This window comes from Rhizobium sp. TRM95796 (assembly GCF_025779995.1).
Lineage (GTDB): Bacteria > Pseudomonadota > Alphaproteobacteria > Rhizobiales > Rhizobiaceae > Rhizobium_E.
This window is the reverse complement of record NZ_JAOXHE010000001.1, coordinates 667,807-687,801: the sequence shown is the minus strand read 5'-3', so window position 1 is coordinate 687,801 and position 19,995 is coordinate 667,807. Positions and strand designations below refer to the sequence as shown.

The following is a 19,995-nucleotide window of genomic DNA, read 5'->3' as shown; positions in this document are numbered from 1 at the left end:
GGTTCAATCGCCGGCGAATGCGTCGAGGATCGGGCAGGGACCACCCTGTTGTCGCGCGCAGGCCTTCGACAGCCGGCTCAGCGAGGCTCTCGCGGCTTGTAGCTCGGCGATCTTGGCGTCGAGGGCGAGGATGCGCGCGGACGCGAGGTCGCGCGCTCGCGCCCGGTCGTTGGCGGCGTCGAGGCGGAGAAGTTCCGCGATCTCATCCAGCGTGAAGCCGGCGGTCTTGGCGGATCGTATGAACCGAAGCTGCCTGACGTCATCTTGTCCATACCGGCGCGCGCCGCCCGTCGGGCCATCGCCGCTGTTTCGCTTCGGAACGTCCAACAGGCCGCGCCGTTGGTAAAAGCGGATTGTTTCCACGCCGACGCCGCCCGCATCGGCCAGTTTCGCGATCGTGAACGCCATGTCTTGACACCGTATCATGGTACGGAGCGTATATCGGCAGCGTTGCTTCGAAAACAAGAGGACATCATGACCAGGGATGCGACGCTCTATCGGATGGTGACGGACAAGCATGTCTGCCCCTATGGACTGAAATCGAAGGCTCTCCTCGAACGTCGAGGCTACAGGGTCGAAGACCGCTGGCTAACCGACCGCGAGGAAACCGACCGCTTCAAGGCGGAGCACGGCGTGAAGACGACGCCGCAGACCTTCATCGACGGCGCCCGCATCGGCGGTTACGACGACCTGCGCCGTCACTTCGGCCTGACGGTCGCCGACCCGACGAAGCCGACATACAGGCCGGTGATCGCGCTCTTTTCGGTGACGGCGCTGATGGCGCTGGCGGCGAGCTACGCCGCCTTCGGCGATGCGCTGACGATCCGCGCCGGCGAATGGTTCATCGCTTTCAGCATGTGCATGCTGGCGATCCTCAAGCTGCAGAACATCGAGACGTTTTCGACGATGTTCCTGAATTACGATCTCCTCGCCAAGCGCTGGATCGCCTACGGCTATCTCTATCCCTTCGCCGAAGCCGGGGCCGGCGTGCTGATGGTCGCGGGCGCGCTGTCCTGGCTTTCCATTCCCGTGGCGCTGTTCATCGGCACGGTCGGCGCAGTCTCCGTCTTCAAAGCCGTCTATATCGACAGGCGCGAATTGAAATGCGCCTGCGTCGGCGGTTCGTCCAACGTGCCGCTCGGCTTCGTGTCGCTGACCGAAAACGTGATGATGGTCGCCATGGCGCTGTGGATGTTCTTCTCCATGGCGAACGGCCACGCCGCCATGTAGGCGCGTAGCCCGATTCACCCAAAATGAGTTGTCAGTTTCGGGCGGTCCCAAATCTTGCCGCTGGCGCCGAATTCGATTCTGTGGGACGAGAATGTGACGATGTTCAACGCCGGTTCAGGAGGAAATGACGTGGCGACTTTTCACAAAGTTGGTTTGATTGCCCTCGCCGTCGCTGCGGCGACGTTGTCTTCGACGAGCGCGGCCCGCGCCTGGGGCTGCATCGCGGTTTCCGAGGAAGGCTCCTACGGCTACAGCTACAATTACGACAACGAGGCCGATGCTTCGGAGCGCGCTCTCAATGAATGCGCCAACAAGACCACTACGGAATCCGTGTGCGAGATCACGGAGTGCAACGAAGACGCGTGATCGCTGAAACGGGTGCGCGCGACGCCGCGCATCGTGTCGTCAGGACGGTTCTGTTTTTGCCAGGCGTTCGCCGATCATCGCGGCGAGCGCCTTTCCGTTTCGTCCGACCAGCATGCTTAAATGCGTGCCGTTCGCCTCGATCCATTCGACGTCGCCGAGATAGGGAACCCAGACGTCGCGCGATGAGCAATCGATCGGAGAGCCGCCGATCGACGTGAAGAAATGCGTTCTTCCCTCGTAACGACGTGGGCGGTAAAGGCCTTTCATCCGGATGATCTGCGCGCCCATGGCGGAGTATTGCGGCGGAAAACCATTCGTCCATTGCGGATTATAGAGATGGTAATCCGGCTTCGCCGGGGACAGGAAGCGAAGGAGCAGGCGATGCCCCTTGCGCCCGTCGCTCGTCCCATTTCCCGATGGCGGGTGCGGCGCGGACGGGCGCTGGAGACGCCGGCGCCGCACAGCCGAGAGGCGACTGACGGCTTGACGGCACACGATCCGCCCCATCAACGACAACCATTGCGACGGGGTGATGCAGTGATCGCTGAGCGGCGTGTCGAGCATGCCCAGGAAATCGATCTTCTCGCCTTCGGCTTCCAAAGCGCGCGCGACTTCGAGCGCGAACACGCCGCCGAAGGAGAAACCCAGCAGGCGATAAGGCCCCAACGGCTGAACGCGGCGTATGGCGACCACCGCCTCCCGCACTTCCCGCTCCACGGTGGGCAGCGCGTGCGGGTGAAATGGGCGCTGGGCGACGGTCAGCCCATAGACCGCGCCCGTGAAGGGAAGCGCCAGGATTGCGTCGCGCATCTCGATGAAGCAATTTGCGCCGCCGGCGTAGCAGAATAGCGGCCGGTCGCGTTCTCCATGGCGGATGGAGACGAGCTTCTCCTCCGAATAGGCCAGGCCCCGATCGATGGCTTCTGCCATCTGGGCGATGCTGCTGCACCGAAAGAAGATATTGACGTCCAGTTCCGTTCCGGTGCTGCGCCAGTAATCGGCGATGATGCGGAGCGCGCGGTTGACGCTCAATCCGCGCGCCCAAAGATCGTCCTGGAGAGACAGGCTGGTCTTCAGGACCTTTCCGGCAATCTCTGCGAGGTGGAGACCGATCTGTTCTTGTCGATCGGCCCTGCGCAGATCTCGGCGCATATCATCGTCGACCCAAAGTGGATCGCTGATGGTTTCTTTGGCTGTCTGCGCCTGTATTTCCGACATAGTCCTGCCGTGACGTGTTCTCATTCGGAGCACACCATGGCCCAAAATCATGAACAGAGGATTGGCGGGGACAGTCATTCCGTCGAACAGCGCAAGTATCCCCGACAAAATCGGGAAGTCCGGCGCGCCGGATCGTTTCGGGCGCGCCGCCGTCCGATCTCGGTTCAGCTCAAGTCGAGCACGATGCGGCCGTCAATCTTGCCCTCGATCATCCGATCGAAGATGGCGTTGATGTTGTCGAGCTTGTCCCAGGAGAAATGCGACTTCACCTTGCCTTCGCCGGCGAATTGCAGCGACTCTTCCAAGTCTTGGCGTGTGCCGACGATCGAGCCGCGCACGGTGATGCGCTTAAGCACCGTGTCGAACACCGGAAGGGCGATCTTGGAGGGCGGCAGACCGACCAGCGACATGGTGCCGCGCGAGCGCAGCATGTGGAACGCCTGCTCCATGGCGAGAGGCGACACGGCGGTCACCAGCGCGCCATGGGCGCCGCCGATCGCCTTTTGCACCTGCTCGGCCGCATCCTCCTGCCGGGCGTCGATCAGAAGATCCGCGCCGAGATCGCGGGCCAGCGCCAGCTTGTCTTCATGCACGTCGACGGCGACGACATGCAGGCCCATGGCCTTGGCGTATTGCACGGCCATGTGGCCGAGACCGCCGACGCCTGAAATCACCACCCATTCGCCGGGCCGCGCTTCGGTCTCCTTGAGGCCCTTGTAGACGGTGACGCCGGCGCAGAGCACCGGGGCCGCCGGGCCGAAATCCAGCGCGTCGGGCAGACGGCCGACGAAATCCGGATCGGCAAGACCATATTCGGCGAAGGAGCCGTTGACGGAATAGCCGGTGTTCTGCTGGCTGCCGCACAGCGTTTCCCAGCCGGTGCGGCAATGCGGGCAGTAGCCGCAAGCGGTGTGCAGCCAGGGAACGCCGACGCGGTCGCCTTCCTTGACGCGCTTCACATTCTTTCCCGCCTTGGCGACATAACCGACGCCTTCATGGCCGGGAATGAAGGGCGGGTTGGGCTTGACCGGCCAATCGCCATGGGCGGCGTGCAGGTCGGTGTGGCAGACACCGGTGGCCTGGAAACGGACCAGGATCTGGTCGTCATCCGGTTCCGGGATCGGCAGTTCCTCGATCACCAGTGGCTTCTTGAACTCCCGCACGACGGCGGCTCGCATGAGATTGGACATGTCCGGCTCCTGATCAAAAGGGTCCCGTCGGCTCGCCGCATGCGGATAAGCCCGATGATGACGTGATCTGTGGTTGCATGGGCAATCTATCTGGGTGGCGAGGGCGGGCCTTGATCAGGGTCAAACGATTTGCCTGTCGTCAAAAATTCATGAAGCGGACGCCGTGCCTCATTGACGAATTAGGGCGATCGTCCTAATTTCCACATTAGGGCATTTGTCCTAATGCCGAAGGGGGCAAATCATGGCGGGACGGCGCACGAGAAGCGAGATTGTCGCGGCGGCGGACGAACTGTTCTATCGCATGGGATTCGAGCCGACCTCGTTTGCCGACATCGCGGAGAAGGTGAATATTTCGCGCGGCAATTTCTACCATCATTTCAAGACGAAGGACGAGATTCTCAACGAGGTGATTCAAAAGCGCGCCGCCGATCGAAGGACGATGCTGGACGCGTGGGAGCAGGAGGAGTCGACGCCCGAGAGGCGGATCGCCCGCTTCATCGATATTCTCGCGATGAATTGCGACAAGATCCGTCTGCATGGTTGCCCTATCGGCACTTTGACCGGCGAACTCGCCAAACTGGATCATCCTGCGCGGGAGGAGGCGACGGCGTTGTTTACGCTGTTCAGAAACTGGTTGAGCCGGCAGTTCGCGCAATTGGTTCCCCATAAAGAGGCCGATCGTCTCGCGATGGAGCTTCTCGCCCGCAGCCAGGGCGCGGCGACCCTTTACAACGCCTTTCGCGACGACAATTTCCTGCGTCGTGAGATCGCGGCGATGAAAGCGTGGCTCGCCGGGATATCCGCCGGGCGCAAATCTGCGCATGACTAGAAAATAACGATATATCAAATACCTGAAGGGATTTCATCATGTTCGTCGTCTTTCTCAAGTTTTCAGCGGACCGCAGCCGCGCCGGCGCATTGCTCGACGGGCACAACGACTGGCTGCGGCGCGGCTTCGACCAGGGCGTGCTGATGATGGCCGGCAGCCTGCAGCCCAACCTCGGCGGCGCCCTGATCGCGGCGGGCGTCGACCGCGCGGTGATCGAGGCGTTCGTCGCCGAAGATCCCTTCGTGGCCGAGGGCGTGGTCGCGGCCGAGATCCACGAGATTGCGCCGAAGCGGATGGACGAGCGGCTCGCGTTTCTCGCCGCCTGAGCGGCGAACCTCGTCTTCTCGCCGTTGCAAAGGAATTTTTCGAATTCGTCGCTCCCCATTAAGACTGGTTAACGGGTCGTTAACCTTAATCGTCTTTACTCAATCCTAACGAATCCTGCCTGTGCCCGGCGCGCTGGCGTCAGCTTCAAGCAAGGGCGGATTTCTAGTTTCGGCGTTTGAGTTTTCGGGGATTTGGAATGAGCGAAAAGCATGTGGCGGTGTTGATGGGCGGATTCTCCTCCGAGCGACCGGTTAGCCTGTCGTCCGGATCCGCTTGCGCCGACGCTCTCGAGGCGGAAGGCTATCGCGTCAGCCGCGTCGATGTCGGTCGCGACGTCGCCTCCGTGCTCGCGGATCTCAAGCCGGATGTCGCCTTCAACGCGCTGCATGGCCCGTTCGGCGAGGACGGCTCGATCCAGGGCATTCTCGAATATCTGGAAATTCCCTACACCCATTCCGGCGTGCTCGCCTCCGCGCTCGCCATGGACAAGGGGCAGGCCAAGAAGATCGCCAAGGCGAACGGCATTCCTGTGGCCGAATCGAAGGTGATGAACCGTTTCGATTTCACCGCCGCCCATCCGATGAAGCCGCCATATGTGGTCAAGCCGGTGCGCGAGGGGTCGAGCTTCGGCGTGGTGATCGTCAAGGAAGATCAGAGCCATCCGCCGCAGGTCATCACCTCGACCGACTGGCGCTATGGCGATGCCGTCATGGTCGAGCGATATGTCGCCGGCCGCGAACTGACCTGCGGCGTGATGGGCGATGTCGCCCTCGGCGTCACCGAAGTGGCGCCGCAAGGACACGCTTTCTATGATTATGATGCGAAATATGCCGCCGGCGGCTCTGTCCACGTAATTCCGGCGCAGATTTCACCAAAAATTTACCAAACTGTCCAAATGCTGGCCCTCAAGGCGCACAAGGCGATGGGCTGCCGCGGGGTCTCGCGTTCGGACTTCCGCTACGACGATCGTTTCTCGGAGGACGGAGAGCTGATCTGGCTGGAAATCAACACCCAGCCGGGCATGACTCCCACGTCGCTGGTGCCCGAAATGGCCGCTTATGCCGGTCACTCCTTTGGCGAATTCCTGCGATGGATGGTGGAGGACGCGTCGTGCCAGCGTTGAAACTCCTCGGCTCTCGAAAAAACTACGCCGACGACAAGCTCTGGGCCGATGGTCCGGGCGAGGGCGGCGACAAGATGATCCTGCCGCGGCCCCTGCGCCGCGTGGTTCGCTTCATGGGCAGCCTGGCCGCCGGCCGGGTCAATATTCCGCGCCATCTCGGCAGCGTCTCGCTGGTCGCGTTTTACGGGTTGACGGCGACCTACGCCTTCTCGCTGAGCGGCGAGACCCCGGATGTCGCCCAGGCGGTGAGTTCGGTCGCCGGTTTCGCCATCAACAATGTCAAAGTGTCGGGCAATTACCACACCTCGGAAATTGACATTCTCGAAAAGCTCGGCCTAGACGGCGCGACGTCGCTGATGTCTCTCGACGCCCAGCGCACGCGCGAGGCGCTGAAGAGCCTGCCTTGGGTGCGCGACGCCGAGGTTCGCAAGATCTATCCCGACACCGTGGCGGTGAAGCTTGTCGAACGCGACGCCTTCGGCATCTGGCAACATGGCCAGGACCTGTCGCTGATCGAAAAGAACGGCAGCGTGATCGCGCCGCTGCGCGACAACAAATTTGCGCATCTGCCGCTGTTCGTCGGTCGCGACGCCGAAACCGGCGCCGAGGCCATCATGGTCGACTTCGACAAATGGCCCGATATCAAGGCGCGGGTGAAAGCCTATATCCGCGTCGCAGGCCGCCGCTGGGACGTGCAGCTCGACAATGGCGTGCTGATCAAGCTCCCCGAATACGACATGGATCGCGCCATGGCCGAACTCGCCGAACTGAACCGCGATCACCAGTTGGTGGAGCGTGACATCGTCGCCGTCGATTTCAGGCTCGCCGATCGCACCACCATTCAGCTGAGCGAAGGCGCGACGGAGCGCCGCGGCAAGGCCGTCGCGCTCCGCGCCAAGGCGCTCAAAAAGGCGGAGGATCAGATATGAGCATCTTCCGTCCCGCGGGCTCCGCCACGCCGCGCCTCAAGCCTCTGAACAACAAGCGCGCCCATACCGTGAGCGTTCTCGACATCGGCTCCACCAAGGTGGTCTGCATGATCGCCCGGCTGACGCCGCGCGAAGCCTCCGAAGTCCTGCCGGGCCGCACCCATAAGATCGAGATCATCGGCATCGGCCATCAGCGTTCGCGCGGCATCAAGTCCGGCGTCATTTCCGATCTCGACGCGCTGGAAGGGGTGATCCGCAATGCGGTCGACGCCGCCGAGCGCCAGGCGAAGCTGACGGTCGACAGCCTGATCGTCAACGTTTCCGCCGGCCGCCTGCAGAGCGACATCTATACCGCCTCCATCGATCTCGGCGGCCAGGAAGTCGATCAGGAAGACGTCCGCCGCGTGCTGGTCGCCGCCTGCCATCAGTCGCAGCGCCACGATCGCGCCGTGCTGCATTCGCTGCCGACGGGCTTTTCGCTCGACGGAGAGCGCGGCATCGCCGATCCGGTGTCGATGTTCGGCGATACGCTGGGCGTCGACATGCATGTGCTGACCGCCGAACGCACGGCGATCAAGAATATCGAGCTCTGCGTCAACCGCGCGCATCTGTCCGTCGAAGGCGTGGTGGCTACGCCCTACGCCTCGGGGCTGGCTGCGCTGGTCGAGGACGAACTGGAGCTCGGCTGCGCGGCCATCGACATGGGCGGCGGCGCGACCACGATCTCCGTCTTCGCCGAAGGCAAGCTGGTGCATGCCGACGCCATCGGTCTCGGCGGCCATCACGTCACCACCGATCTCGCCCGCGGCCTGTCGACACGCATCGAAGAGGCCGAGCGCATCAAGGTCATGCATGGTTCGGCTTTGTCCAACTCCACCGACGACCGCGAACTCGTCTCGGTGCCGCCGATCAGCGAGGAAGATCACGAGCAGCCGAGCCAGGTGCCGAAGGCGCTGATCTCCAAGATCGTCCGCGCCCGCGTCGAGGAAACGCTCGAAATGATTCGTGACCGCATTCGCAGCTCGGGCTTCTCGCCGATCGTCGGCAAGCGTCTGGTGCTGACCGGCGGCGCAAGCCAGCTCACCGGCTTGCCGGAGCTTGCGCGACAGATCTTCGCCCGCAACGTCCGGATCGGCCGTCCCATGGGCGTCAAGGGTCTGCCGCCAGCCGCGAAGGGACCGGCATTCTCCACCGCCGTGGGCCTCCTGATTTATCCGCAATTCGCGGATATCGAGATCCACGCCGCGGAGCATGGGCTTCTGTCTTCGCTTGCGGGCGGCAATGGCCGCATCGCGCGCATGGGGCATTGGTTGAAGAGCAGTTTTTGAGTTTCGCCGCGAGCGGGAGACCGCTCGCGGCGCGGAAGATCCCAACGCCCGACCGCCGGCGAAGCCGGTCCGGAACGGCATGTCAGGAATAAAGACCGGAACGGCGGTACGGTCGGAATACAGGAAGGACTGAGAACATGACCATCAAATTGCAGAAGCCGGACATCACCGAGCTGAAGCCGCGCATCACCGTTTTCGGTGTCGGCGGCGGCGGCGGCAACGCCGTGAACAACATGATCAGCGCCGGCCTGCAGGGCGTCGACTTCGTCGTCGCCAATACGGACGCGCAGGCGCTGGCCATGACCCGCGCCGAACGCATCATCCAGATGGGCGTTCAGGTCACCGAAGGTCTCGGCGCGGGCTCCCAGCCCGACGTCGGCCGCGCTGCCGCCGAGGAATGCCTCGATGAGATCATCGATCATCTCTCCGGCACGCATATGTGCTTCGTCACCGCCGGCATGGGCGGCGGCACCGGCTCGGGCGCAGCCCCGGTCGTCGCGCAGGCGGCCCGCTCCAAGGGCATCCTGACGGTCGGCGTGGTCACCAAGCCGTTCCACTTCGAAGGCCAGCGCCGCATGCGCATCGCCGATCAGGCGATCACCGAGCTGCAGAAGTCGGTCGACACGCTGATCGTGATCCCGAACCAGAACCTGTTCCGCATCGCCAACGACAAGACCACCTTCGCCGACGCGTTTGCGATGGCCGACCAGGTGCTCTATTCGGGCGTCGCCTGCATCACCGACCTGATGGTCAAGGAAGGCCTGATCAACCTCGACTTCGCCGACGTTCGCTCGATCATGCGCGAAATGGGCCGTGCGATGATGGGCACCGGCGAATCCTCCGGCGAAGGCCGCGCGCTGGCCGCCGCGGAAGCCGCGATCGCCAACCCGCTGCTCGACGAAACCTCGATGAAGGGCGCGCAGGGCCTGCTGATCTCCATCACCGGCGGTCGCGACATGACCCTGTTCGAAGTGGACGAGGCGGCGACCCGCATCCGCGAGGAAGTCGATCCCGACGCCAACATCATCCTCGGCGCGACGTTCGACGAAGCGCTCGAAGGCATCATCCGCGTCTCCGTGGTGGCCACTGGCATCGACCGCGCGCAGAATGCGGGGGACGCCCGCCCTTTTGAAGTTAAGCCGGCAGCAAGGCCGGTGATCCGCACCCAGGCGTCCGCGCCTGCAGCGCCGATCTCGCAGCCGGCTCCGCAGCCGGTCATGCAGCAGCCCGTGATGCCGGCGCCGTCCGCGCCGGCCCCGCAGCCGGTGATGCAGGCTCCCCAGCCGGTCGCGCCGCGCCATGACCCGGTGGCCGAAACCATCCGCGCCGCCGAAATCGACATGGAGCGCGAACTCGAAATCGCCGTCACCCAGCCGCTGATGCGCGATCTCGAACAGCCGGCCCAGCCTGCCCAGGACAGCTTCCGTCCGGCGAGCCGCCTGTTCGCGACGCCGGCTCCCGAGCCGATGCAGATGCAGCAGCGGCCGGTCCAGCCGGCGCCGCAGCCGATGGCCCCGATCATGGAGGCGCAGCCCGCGCCGGCGCAGATGCGCGCTCCGGTCGCCCCGGCGCCCCAGCCCGCTCCGGCTCCGCAGATGCGCGCCGAGCCTTCGCTGATGGCCCAGGTGCGCGCCGAGGCCGACACGCTTCGCATGCCGAAGGTCGAAGACTTTCCGCCGGTGGTGAAGGCGGAGATCGAGCATCGTTCGTCGCCGGCCGCCCAGGCGCATGCCGAGGAACGCGGCCCGATGGGCCTGCTCAAACGCCTGACCTCGTCGCTGAGCCGTCGTGAGGACGAGCCCGCTGCTCCCTCCGACATGACCTCCGGCGCGCCGGCGGCGTCTTCCCAGCAGCGTCGTCCGCTGTCGCCGGAAGCCAGCCTCTATGCGCCGCGTCGCGGCTCGCTCGACGACCTCGGTCGCGCCGCGCCGTCGCAGCCGCGCAGTCAGGAAGAAGAGCTGGATATCCCGGCCTTCCTGCGCCGCCAGTCCAACTGAGACGCCGACACGATCCTCAAAGGGCCTGGTTCACGCCGGGCCCTTTTCGATTCGGGGCGTCTGGCGTGCCTCATATCGGCGCAGCCATGGGTTCCGCACGCGCGCCGGCCGTCCACGCCATATCTCGACGGATATGCTCCGTGCGCTTCGAAGGTCTTTCCGCGCCTCTCCCGGAGAGGCGGAGGCCGAGACTTGCAAGGCTTGCGCCCGCTTCGGCATTCGCTTGCGTCGTCAAGGACTTGCGATCCGTTACAGGCGGAAAGAAACATTGATTTGGATTGCGCGCGCCGGCTCGGTATTTTCACGATGGATCTGCTTGGAGGGAGCGATCCAGTCGAATTGCGGGCGAAAGCGCGCGGAATGCATGGTTAAATCCGGGTTGCCGGATGGACGGGCAGAAGGCCCGTTCGGAAATGTGGGGCCAAATGGCATCAGGACTGGCTGGATTTGAAACGACGTTCGCAAATCCCTTCACCATTCGCGGCATAGGCGTCCATTCGGGCGCGGATGTGACCGCAGTCTTCAATCCCGCCGACGCGGGCACCGGCATCATTTTCCAGCGCACCGGTCCGAATGGCGAAGTCACCGAACTGAAGGCCGTGTCCGCCACCGTCGGCAACACGGACCTCTGCACGGTTCTCGGCACGCATCCTGCGCGCTCCGTCGCGACCGTCGAGCATGTCATGGCCGCGCTTTATGCGCTCGGCATCGACAACGCCATCATCGAGATCGACGCCGGCGAAGCGCCTGTCATGGACGGCAGCTCCGCGATGTTCATCGACGCGATCGAGCAGGCCGGCATCCGGACGCTGTCCAAGAAGCGCCGCTATATTCGCGTGCTCAAGCAGGTGCGAATCGATGTCGGTTCGTCCTGGGCGGAATTCCACCCCCATGACGGCACTCGCTTCGAAGTGGATATTGATTTTCCGAGCCCGACCATCGGCAAGCAGAGCTGGAAGGGTGATCTGACAGCGGCGAGCTTCAAGAGCGAATTGTCGCGCGCCCGCACCTTCGGCTTCATGCGGGATGTCGAGCGTCTCTGGGCCGCCGGCCTCGCGCTCGGCTCCTCGCTCGAAAATTCCGTGGTGATCGGCGACGATCATCGGGTCATCAATGTCGAGGGACTGCGCTATCCCGACGAATTCGTCCGTCACAAGACGCTGGACGCCGTGGGTGATCTCGCGCTCGCCGGCGCGCCGTTCCTGGGCCTGTACCGTTCCTATCGCGGCGGCCACAAGGTCAACGCCATGGCGCTGAAGGCGCTGTTGTCGGACGCCTCCGCCTACGACATCGTCGAATCCGCCGGTCAGCGTCCGCGCGTCGCGGCGCCCGAGATGATCGCCGTCAACCGGCAGGAATACGCTCCCTGGACCGCCTGAGGTTCAATCTTGCGGACGCGCCGGATCAGCCGGCGCCCCGACCCGTTTTCGCCACAAATTTGCCCGATGGGGTAAACATGGCGTTGCGATAGCTGTTATTTTATGGCTAGTAACGCCACGAACGGAGAGGCGAGGCAGAGGGGCTTTTCAATAAGCCGGGCCCGCTGGGGATTTGCAGGAAGTGAGATGATGAAACTATCCACGCGCGTTGTGCTTGTGACCTTGGCCATCAGCGCCTCCGGCATGATGCTGTCGTCCTGCACCAGCGATCCCGATCTCGACATCACCAAACTCGGCGTGCAGACCGACCCGCCCGACGTGCTCTACAATCAGGGTCTCGCCAATATCAACGCCGGCAAGCTGACCGAGGCGCAGCGCAAGTTCGACGCCATCGACAAGCAGCATCCCTTTTCCGAATGGGCGCGCAAGGCGCTGGTCATGGCGACCTTCGTGAAATATCGCCAGGGCGACAACGAAGCCGCCATCCAGTCCGGCGAGCGCTATATGAATCTGTATGCGCAGACCAAGGACGCCGCTTACGTCCAGTATATGATCGGTCTCGCCTACGCCAAGCAGATCCCGGTGGTGACGCAGGACCAGCGCGCCTCCGCCAAGACGATCGAAGCGATGATGAAGGTCGTCAACAACTATCCGACCTCGGAATATGTCGACGACGCCCAGGTGAAGATTCGCATGGCGCGCGACAATCTCGCCGGCAAGGAAATGCAGATCGGCCGCTACTATCAGGAGCGGAAGGAATATCTCGCCGCCGTGTCGCGCTATCGCAACGTCGTCGAGACCTTCTCCAACACCAATCAGGTCGAGGAAGCGCTGGCGCGTCTCGTGGAATGCTATTACGCGCTCGGCCTGACCGACGAAGCGCAGACGGCCGCCGCAGTGCTCGGACACAACTATCCGGACAGCGAGTGGTACAAGGACAGCTTCGCGCTGCTCAAGACCCAGGGTCTGGAGCCGCGTGAAAACACCGGTTCCTGGATCTCCCGCGCCGGCAAGAAGTTGCTTCTCGGCGAATCGACCTGAAACACAATGGTCTGATCCATGCTCGTCCAGCTGTCGATCCGTGACATCGTCTTGATCGATCGGCTCGATCTCGCCTTCCAGCCCGGGCTTTCGGTGCTGACGGGCGAGACCGGCGCTGGCAAGTCGATCCTGCTCGACTCCTTGTCGCTGGCGCTCGGCGGGCGGGGCGATGGCGGGCTCGTGCGCCATGGCGAGGACAGGGGGCAGGTGACTGCGGTCTTCGACCTGCCGGGCAAGCATCCGCTCCGCGCCTTCCTGAAAGACAACGGCATCGACGACGACGGCGACGTGATCTTCCGTCGCGTTCAATCGGCCGACGGCCGCACCCGCGCTTTCGTCAATGATCAGCCGGTCTCCGTGCAATTGATGCGCGAGGCGGGGACGAAGCTCGTCGAAATCCATGGCCAGCACGACGACCGCGCCTTGGTGGACACAGAGGCGCATCGCCTGCTGCTCGACGCCTTCGCCGGCCTGACCGAGGAATGCGAGGCGCTGGCGGCGCTTTACAAGACCTGGAAGGATTCGAGCCGCGAGTTGAAGACGCACCGCGCCAAGGTCGAAGCCGCGGCGCGCGAGGCCGATTACATCAGGGCCTCGGTCGAGGAGTTGGAAAAGCTCGCTCCTGTCGACGGCGAAGAGGAAGACCTGGCCGAGAAGCGCGCGCGGATGATGAAGGTCGAGCGGGTCGCCTCCGATATTTCCGAAGCCTCGGACTATCTCAACGGCACGGCCTCGCCGGTGCCGCATATCGCCTCGCTGGTGCGCCGTCTCGAGCGCAAGTCGCAGGAAGCGCCGGGTCTGCTCGAGGAAACCGTGCAAGCGCTCGACGAAGCGCTCGATAGATTGTCAGACGCGCAGAATCTCGTCGAATCGGCGCTTCGCCGCACCGAGTTCGATCCCAAGGAGCTGGAGCGGGTCGAAGAGCGGCTGTTTGCGCTGCGCGCCGCCTCGCGGAAATATTCCGTGCCGGTCACCGGCCTGCCGGCGCTGGCCGCCAGGATGGTCGCCGATCTCGCCGATCTCGACCAGGGCGAGGAAAAACTCAAGCGGCTGGAAGAGCGCGAGAAGGAAAACGCCGTCGTGTTCCTCACCGCCGCCCGCATGCTGTCTGACAAGCGCCGCAACGCCGGCGCCGCGCTCGCCGAGGCCGTCATGGCGGAACTGCCGGCGCTGAAGCTCGAACGCGCCCGCTTCATGGTGGAAGTCACCGCAGACGAAGCCGAGGCGACCGCGTCGGGCATCGACCGGGTCGAATTCCACGTCCAGACCAATCCCGGCACGCGGCCCGGCCCGATCATGAAAGTGGCCTCGGGCGGCGAGCTCTCGCGTTTCCTCCTCGCGCTCAAGGTGGCGCTCGCCGATCGCGGCTCCGCGCCGACCCTGGTGTTCGACGAAATCGACACCGGCGTGGGCGGCGCCGTCGCAGACGCCATCGGCCAGCGGCTGAAGCGCCTGTCGGCGCGCGTGCAGGTGCTCTCCGTCACCCATGCCCCCCAGGTCGCCGCCCGCGCCAACACGCATCTCCTGATCGCCAAGGGCCCGGTGGAAGGCGGCGACGGCCGCATCGCCACCCGCGTCGCCACCATGGCCGAAGACGAGCGCCGCGAGGAAATCGCCCGCATGCTGGCCGGCGCCTCGATCACCGAAGAGGCGCGCGCGGCGGCGGCGAAGCTGCTGGCGGGCGAGGGATGATACGTCTTCCTGCGGCGCTAGGCTAAAGCTCCGAACAAGGAGCCGGTCACGATACGCCGAACCCTCTCCGCCGTCATCCTCGGCCCTGTGCCGAGGATCTGCCGTCGGAGGATACCTTGTTTGATATCAATGGGTTGCAGATCCTCGGGACAAGCCCGAGGATGACGGCGTGGCATGGCGCGCCGTCGAAGTTGCCTTCGTCTTGTCGGTTGGCAGCTGCTGCGCATACGACACCATTTTCCGTTGAACAATAAAGCTTGATCGCCATGCTTGGCCTTGAGACAATCGGGCGGGCGCCTGGCGCCACCAGAGAAGCATCCGAATGAGGGAAACCTGGGGGACGAACAATGGCAAAAGTAGTCAGCGTGACCGCTAAACCCGGATATGTCCTTGCCTTGCGTTTTGATGATGGGATCGCTGGCGACATCTTGATCGCCGATCGGCTGTTTGGCCCCTCGTTTGAGCCCCTTCGCGATGAAGCCTTGTTTGCTCAGGTGACGATTGATCAGTTTGGCGCGGTGAGTTGGGGGAATGGCGTCGATCTGGATCCCCAAGCCCTTTACGTGCGTGTCCGGGAAATGTCCCTTGAGGCTGGCTACAAAGCGATGGCGGCAGATGAGGAGCGTGAGAAGGAGGCAAAGGATTGGATCGACGGTTGACAGCCGCATCGGCCACCGATCTCAAAGCCGTTGAAGTCCCTCTCACCGTTCACTTGGGTCTGGCGTCGCGCGCCTAACTCTGGCAAATCGGTGTGCCCCACGATATAGCGACTGACCAGGAAGCCGCCATGCCCGACACATCCACGCCCGTCGAACTGATGCAGCCGGAGGCCGCCGCCGAGGAACTGGCTTTCCTCGCCAAGGAACTCGCCCGCCACGACGCGCTCTATCACGGCAAGGATGCGCCGGAGATTACGGATGCGGAGTATGACGCGCTCAAGCGCCGCAACGAGGCTTTGGAAAACGCTTTTCCGGACCTCGTGCGCCCCGACAGCCCGTCGCGTCAGGTTGGCGCCGCGCCGGCGGCGGGGTTTCAGCAGGTCAGGCATATCAGGCCGATGTTGTCGCTCGACAACACGTTTTCGGACGAGGACGTCGCCGATTTCGTGGCCTCGGTCTACCGCTTCCTCGGCGTGCTGCCGGATGGCTCGATCGCCTTCACCGCGGAGCCGAAGATCGATGGGCTCTCGATGTCGCTTCGCTATGAGAATCGCCGTCTGGTGACGGCGGCGACGCGCGGCGATGGCGCGGTGGGAGAAAACGTCACCGCCAATATCCGCACCATTTCGGAAATCCCGCAGACGCTGCCAGAAAGCGCGCCGGATGTGGTGGAGGTGCGCGGCGAGGTCTACATGGCCAAAGCCGATTTCCTCGCGCTCAACGCCAAGATGGAGGCCGAGGGCAAACCCACTTATGTCAATCCGCGCAACACCGCGGCGGGGTCGCTCCGCCAGCTCGATCCCAAGGTGACGGCGACGCGCAAGCTGCGCTTCTTCGCCTATGCCTGGGGCGAGATGAGCGCCATGCCCGCCGACACCCAGCACGGCATGGTCGAGGCGTTCAAATCCTGGGGCTTCCCCACCAATCCGCTGACCAAACGGCTGAATTCGGTGGAGGCCATCCTCGCGCATTACTACGAGATCGGCACAATGCGGCCCGATCTCGACTATGATATCGATGGCGTCGTCTACAAGGTCGACCGGCTCGACCTGCAGGAGCGGCTGGGCTTCCGTTCGCGCAGCCCGCGCTGGGCCACCGCGCATAAATTCCCCGCCGAACAGGCGATGACGACGCTGGAGGCCATCGACATCCAGGTGGGCCGCACCGGCGCGCTGACGCCCGTGGCGCGGCTGACGCCGATCACTGTTGGCGGGGTCGTGGTCACCAACGCCACGCTGCACAACGAGGATTACATCAAGGGTCTGGGCAATTCCGGCGAGCCGATCCGCGAGGGCCGCGATATCCGGGTGGGCGACCTCGTCATCGTCCAGCGCGCCGGCGACGTGATCCCGCAAATCGTCGATGTCGTGATGGACAAGCGGCCGGAAGGGGCGGAGCCATACCAATTCCCCAAGACCTGTCCGGTTTGCGGCAGCCATGCGGTACGGGAAGTCAACGAGAAGACCGGCAAGGTCGACGCCGTGCGCCGCTGCACCGGCGGCTTCGTCTGCACCGCGCAGGCCATGGAGCATCTCAAGCATTTCGTGTCGCGCGACGCCTATGACATCGAAGGGCTCGGGGCGAAGCAGATCGAGTTCTTCTTCACCACGGACGATCCCGCTCTCAGGATCGAGACCGCCGCGGACATCTTCACGTTCGAACGCCGGCAGTCGGCGTCGCCCCTGTCGAAGCTCGAAAATCGCGACGGCTGGGGCAAGACCTCGGTGACCAAGCTCTACGCCGCGATCAATTCCCGCCGCGAGATCGCACTCAACCGTTTCATCTACGCGCTCGGCATTCGGCATGTGGGAGAGACGACGGCCAAGCTGCTGGCGCGCGCCTACGGGACCTATGAGGCCTTTGCCACGGGCATGAAGGAGGCGGCCAGCCTGTCGGGCGAGGCTTGGAACGAGCTCAACGCCATCGAGGGCATCGGCGAGGTCGTGGCCCGCGCCATCGTGGAATTCTACAAGGAGCCGCGCAATCTCGCGGTCATCGGCCGTCTCCTGGAAGAGGTGACGCCGCAGGCGATGGAAGCGCCGGTCGCCTCCAACAGCCCGGTTGTCGGCAAGACGGTGGTGTTCACAGGCTCGCTGGAGCGGTTTACCCGCGACGAGGCCAAGGCGCGGGCCGAAAGCCTGGGCGCCAAAGTAGCGGGCTCGGTGTCGAAGAAGACGGATTACGTAGTCGCCGGACCCGGCGCGGGCTCGAAGCTCGACAAGGCGCGCGAACTGGGCGTGACTGTGATGACCGAGGACGAGTGGCTGGGCCTCATCGCCGGCTGATTACCGCAGGAACACCGACAGCAATTCGTCGAGTTCATTTTCCAACGCGGCGAGTTCCTCGCTGGTCTCCACCACCTCTTCCGCCTGCTCTTCGACCGGCTGCACGGCGGCTGCGCGCTGTTCCGCTTCGTCGTCCGACCAGTCGTTGGCCGCCATGGTCTGGGAGGCGGCGCGACCGCGCGGCGTGTCGTCGGCCGTCTGGTCCACGGCCTGATTGAAGCCGTCGCTCACAGCGCCGCGCTGGCTCTGAAAATAGCTCGGATAATAGCCGCCGAGTAGCGGGGAGCCGAGAGAGCTGATCATTCCCATCTCATGTCCTTCCGTCGAGTCGCCCTAAGGCTGTCTTTGGAAAACCCTGCGCCGCGAGGATTGTACGAAACTTGCGCCGTTAACCTTTTGTTAAGGATTTCGGCGCCTCGCCGCGTCCGCTGTGGCTGATTTCCACCAGTTTGCGCCAATGAGCCGCTATAGCGGGCCGGTTGTTTCCTTCCGCCCGACTCGGCGGTAAACAGGGGCCTCGATTTCAAGATCCGCCGGAGTGCGCCATGTTCCAGACCTTCGAGACCACCGCCGATCCTCAATTTGGCGCCGAGCGCGTCGCGCGGCTGAGGGCAAAGCTCGCGGAGCTGGGCGTGGACGGCTTTCTCGCGCCGCGCGCCGACGAGTTCCAGGGCGAATATGTGCCGCCGTCGGCCGAACGCCTGTCCTGGCTGACAGGCTTCACCGGCTCCGCCGGCGTGGCGTTGATCCTCAAGGACGAGGCCGTGGTCTTCGTGGATGGCCGCTACACCACCCAGCTCAAGGAGCAGGTCGACGGCGCGGTGTTCACCGGCGGCGATCTGGTCGGCGAACCGCCGCACAAATGGCTGGAAAAGAACGGCCCTAACCGGCTGCGCCTCGGCGTCGATCCCTGGCTTCACACAAAAGCGGAGATCGACAAGCTCGCTAAGACACTCTCGGCGAGGGGCGGCGAACTGGTGATGCTCGAAACCAATCCGCTCGATGCGATCTGGGACGATCGTCCCGCCGAGCCGCTCGGCTCGGTGACGATCCAGCAGTTGGATCACGCCGGCGAACTGGCGGTCGACAAGATCGCCCGCATCGCCGCCCTCGTGGCGGAGAAGGGCGCAAGCGCGGTCGCGCTGACCGATCCCTCCTCGGTGGCCTGGGCCTTCAATATCCGGGGGCAGGATGTGCCGCATACGCCGCATCCCTTGGCGCGCGCCATCATCCACGCGTCGGGCGAGGCCGAGATCTTCCTCGACATCCGCAAGACCGGCATCGAGGCCCGCGCCTATCTCGCCCAGATGTCGCTGCAGAAGGAGCCTGCAGCCTTCGCCGCGAGCCTGACGTCGGCGGCCTCCGCCGGTCCCGTGATGCTCGATCCGGATCTCGCGCCCTATGCGTTGCATCTGTTGATCGAAGCTTCGGGCGGTTCGGTTATGGCCGGAGACGACCCGGCGAAACTGCCGCGCGCGCTCAAGAACGACGCCGAGCTCGCCGGCTCGCTGAAGGCGCATCTGCAGGATGGCGCGGCCATGGTGGAATTCCTCGCCTGGCTCGACGCGCAGGCCCCGGATAGCCTCGACGAGATCACGGCGGTCAAGGCGCTTGAGGCGTCGCGCATCCGCGTCGGCGAGCGCATGCAGAACCCGCTCAAGGACATTTCCTTCGATACGATTTCGGGGGCGGGCGAAAACGCCGCCATCATCCATTATCGCGTCACCGAACCGACCAACCGCAAATTCCGCGCGGGTGAGATGTTCCTGCTCGATTCCGGCGGCCAATATATCAACGGCACCACCGACATCACCCGCACCATCGCCATCGGCGAGGTTCCCGAGGAGCAGAAGCGCTTCTTCACGCTGGTGCTGAAGGGCATGATCGCCATCTCCATGGCGCGCTTCCCCAAGGGAACCCGCGGCGTCGATCTCGATCCGCTCGCCCGCATTGCGCTGTGGAAGGCCGGCGCCGATTACGGCCACGGCACCGGCCATGGCGTCGGCTCCTATCTCTCGGTGCATGAAGGGCCGCAGCGCATCTCCCGCGCCGCGATGCAGGAATTGCTGCCGGGCATGATCCTGTCCAACGAACCCGGTTTCTACCAGCCGGGCGCTTACGGCATCCGCATCGAAAACCTCATCTATGTCACGGAGCCCGAGATGATCGAGGGCGGCGACCGGCCGATGCTGGGCTTCGAGACGTTGACCTTCTGCCCGATCGACCGTCGCCTGATCCTCTCGCATCTCTTGACGCGCGAGGAACTGCTGTGGCTGGACGCCTATCACGCCGAAACGCGCGAGAAACTCCTGCCGCTGATCGAGGACGAGGCGGCGAAGACCTGGCTGAAACGGGCGACGGCGCGCTTGGGGTGAGGCGATGCCAAACTGGCATGCGCCGCG

Annotated in this window: 18 protein-coding genes; 14 read left to right on the top strand and 4 right to left on the bottom strand. The window is 64.0% G+C overall.

Features of this window, described 5'->3' with window-relative positions:
• Positions 1-3 precede the first annotated feature (3 nt).
• Positions 4-426 carry a MerR family transcriptional regulator gene (locus tag OCK01_RS03325; RefSeq protein WP_263822686.1) on the bottom strand — a complete coding sequence of 141 codons (423 nt, stop codon included), beginning with the start codon at positions 424-426 and terminating at the stop codon, positions 4-6.
• Positions 427-474: 48 nt separating this feature from the next.
• On the opposite strand from OCK01_RS03325, the gene OCK01_RS03320 reads away from it, so the two are divergent.
• Positions 475-1,230: a MauE/DoxX family redox-associated membrane protein gene (locus OCK01_RS03320; RefSeq protein WP_182828986.1), complete on the top strand. Its 756-nt coding sequence runs from the start codon at positions 475-477 to the stop codon at positions 1,228-1,230.
• Positions 1,231-1,284: 54 nt separating this feature from the next.
• Entirely contained in the window at positions 1,285-1,596 is a 312-nt protein-coding gene (locus tag OCK01_RS03315) for a DUF4189 domain-containing protein (protein WP_263822685.1), read from the top strand.
• 39 nt (positions 1,597-1,635) lie between these two features.
• Here OCK01_RS03315 and OCK01_RS03310 read toward each other — a convergent pair whose 3' ends face one another.
• Both OCK01_RS03310 and adhP read right to left on the bottom strand, forming a co-directional pair.
• Entirely contained in the window at positions 1,636-2,748 is a 1,113-nt protein-coding gene (locus tag OCK01_RS03310) for a thioesterase domain-containing protein (protein WP_263822684.1), read from the bottom strand.
• A gap of 230 nt (positions 2,749-2,978) precedes the next feature.
• Positions 2,979-4,004, bottom strand: a complete 1,026-nt coding sequence (gene adhP / locus OCK01_RS03305) for an alcohol dehydrogenase AdhP (RefSeq protein ID WP_182828989.1) — start codon at positions 4,002-4,004, stop codon at positions 2,979-2,981.
• A 241-nt stretch (positions 4,005-4,245) separates the two neighbouring features.
• On the opposite strand from adhP, the gene OCK01_RS03300 reads away from it, so the two are divergent.
• The 11 genes from OCK01_RS03300 (at position 4,246) to ligA (ending at position 17,593) form a co-directional block, all read left to right on the top strand.
• Positions 4,246-4,833 carry a TetR/AcrR family transcriptional regulator gene (locus tag OCK01_RS03300; protein WP_263822683.1) on the top strand — a complete coding sequence of 196 codons (588 nt, stop codon included), beginning with the start codon at positions 4,246-4,248 and terminating at the stop codon, positions 4,831-4,833.
• A 38-nt stretch (positions 4,834-4,871) separates the two neighbouring features.
• Positions 4,872-5,159 carry a YciI family protein gene (locus OCK01_RS03295; RefSeq protein WP_263822682.1) on the top strand — a complete coding sequence of 96 codons (288 nt, stop codon included), beginning with the start codon at positions 4,872-4,874 and terminating at the stop codon, positions 5,157-5,159.
• A 197-nt stretch (positions 5,160-5,356) separates the two neighbouring features.
• Complete coding sequence (locus tag OCK01_RS03290; RefSeq protein ID WP_182828992.1) at positions 5,357-6,283, top strand: D-alanine--D-alanine ligase; 927 nt, start codon at positions 5,357-5,359, stop codon at positions 6,281-6,283.
• Positions 6,271-7,212 carry a cell division protein FtsQ/DivIB gene (locus tag OCK01_RS03285; RefSeq protein WP_263822681.1) on the top strand — a complete coding sequence of 314 codons (942 nt, stop codon included), beginning with the start codon at positions 6,271-6,273 and terminating at the stop codon, positions 7,210-7,212. The genes OCK01_RS03290 and OCK01_RS03285 overlap by 13 nt, the downstream gene beginning before the upstream one ends.
• Positions 7,209-8,540 (top strand): cell division protein FtsA, encoded by a 1,332-nt coding sequence (gene ftsA, locus OCK01_RS03280; RefSeq protein ID WP_263822680.1) that lies wholly within the window; start codon positions 7,209-7,211, stop codon positions 8,538-8,540. The genes OCK01_RS03285 and ftsA overlap by 4 nt, the downstream gene beginning before the upstream one ends.
• Before the next feature lie 137 nt (positions 8,541-8,677).
• Positions 8,678-10,537: a cell division protein FtsZ gene (gene ftsZ / locus OCK01_RS03275; protein WP_263822679.1), complete on the top strand. Its 1,860-nt coding sequence runs from the start codon at positions 8,678-8,680 to the stop codon at positions 10,535-10,537.
• 425 nt (positions 10,538-10,962) lie between these two features.
• Positions 10,963-11,916: a UDP-3-O-acyl-N-acetylglucosamine deacetylase gene (gene lpxC, locus OCK01_RS03270; protein WP_263822678.1), complete on the top strand. Its 954-nt coding sequence runs from the start codon at positions 10,963-10,965 to the stop codon at positions 11,914-11,916.
• A 189-nt stretch (positions 11,917-12,105) separates the two neighbouring features.
• Positions 12,106-12,957, top strand: coding sequence for an outer membrane protein assembly factor BamD (locus tag OCK01_RS03265; RefSeq protein ID WP_412178974.1), 852 nt, complete (start codon positions 12,106-12,108; stop codon positions 12,955-12,957).
• Positions 12,958-12,975: 18 nt separating this feature from the next.
• Positions 12,976-14,649 carry a DNA repair protein RecN gene (gene recN, locus OCK01_RS03260; RefSeq protein ID WP_263822676.1) on the top strand — a complete coding sequence of 558 codons (1,674 nt, stop codon included), beginning with the start codon at positions 12,976-12,978 and terminating at the stop codon, positions 14,647-14,649.
• A 347-nt stretch (positions 14,650-14,996) separates the two neighbouring features.
• Complete coding sequence (locus OCK01_RS03255) at positions 14,997-15,308, top strand: DUF2442 domain-containing protein (RefSeq protein WP_263822675.1); 312 nt, start codon at positions 14,997-14,999, stop codon at positions 15,306-15,308.
• Between the two features lie 128 nt (positions 15,309-15,436).
• Positions 15,437-17,593 carry an NAD-dependent DNA ligase LigA gene (ligA, locus tag OCK01_RS03250; protein WP_263822674.1) on the top strand — a complete coding sequence of 719 codons (2,157 nt, stop codon included), beginning with the start codon at positions 15,437-15,439 and terminating at the stop codon, positions 17,591-17,593.
• Here the strand turns inward: ligA and OCK01_RS03245 are convergent, their stop codons facing one another.
• Positions 17,594-17,896, bottom strand: a complete 303-nt coding sequence (locus OCK01_RS03245; RefSeq protein ID WP_263822673.1) for a hypothetical protein — start codon at positions 17,894-17,896, stop codon at positions 17,594-17,596. It lies immediately after the preceding gene.
• Between the two features lie 242 nt (positions 17,897-18,138).
• Here OCK01_RS03245 and OCK01_RS03240 point away from each other — a divergent pair, with 242 nt between their 5' ends.
• Positions 18,139-19,968, top strand: coding sequence for an aminopeptidase P family protein (locus OCK01_RS03240; RefSeq protein ID WP_263822672.1), 1,830 nt, complete (start codon positions 18,139-18,141; stop codon positions 19,966-19,968).
• Positions 19,969-19,995 lie beyond the last annotated feature (27 nt).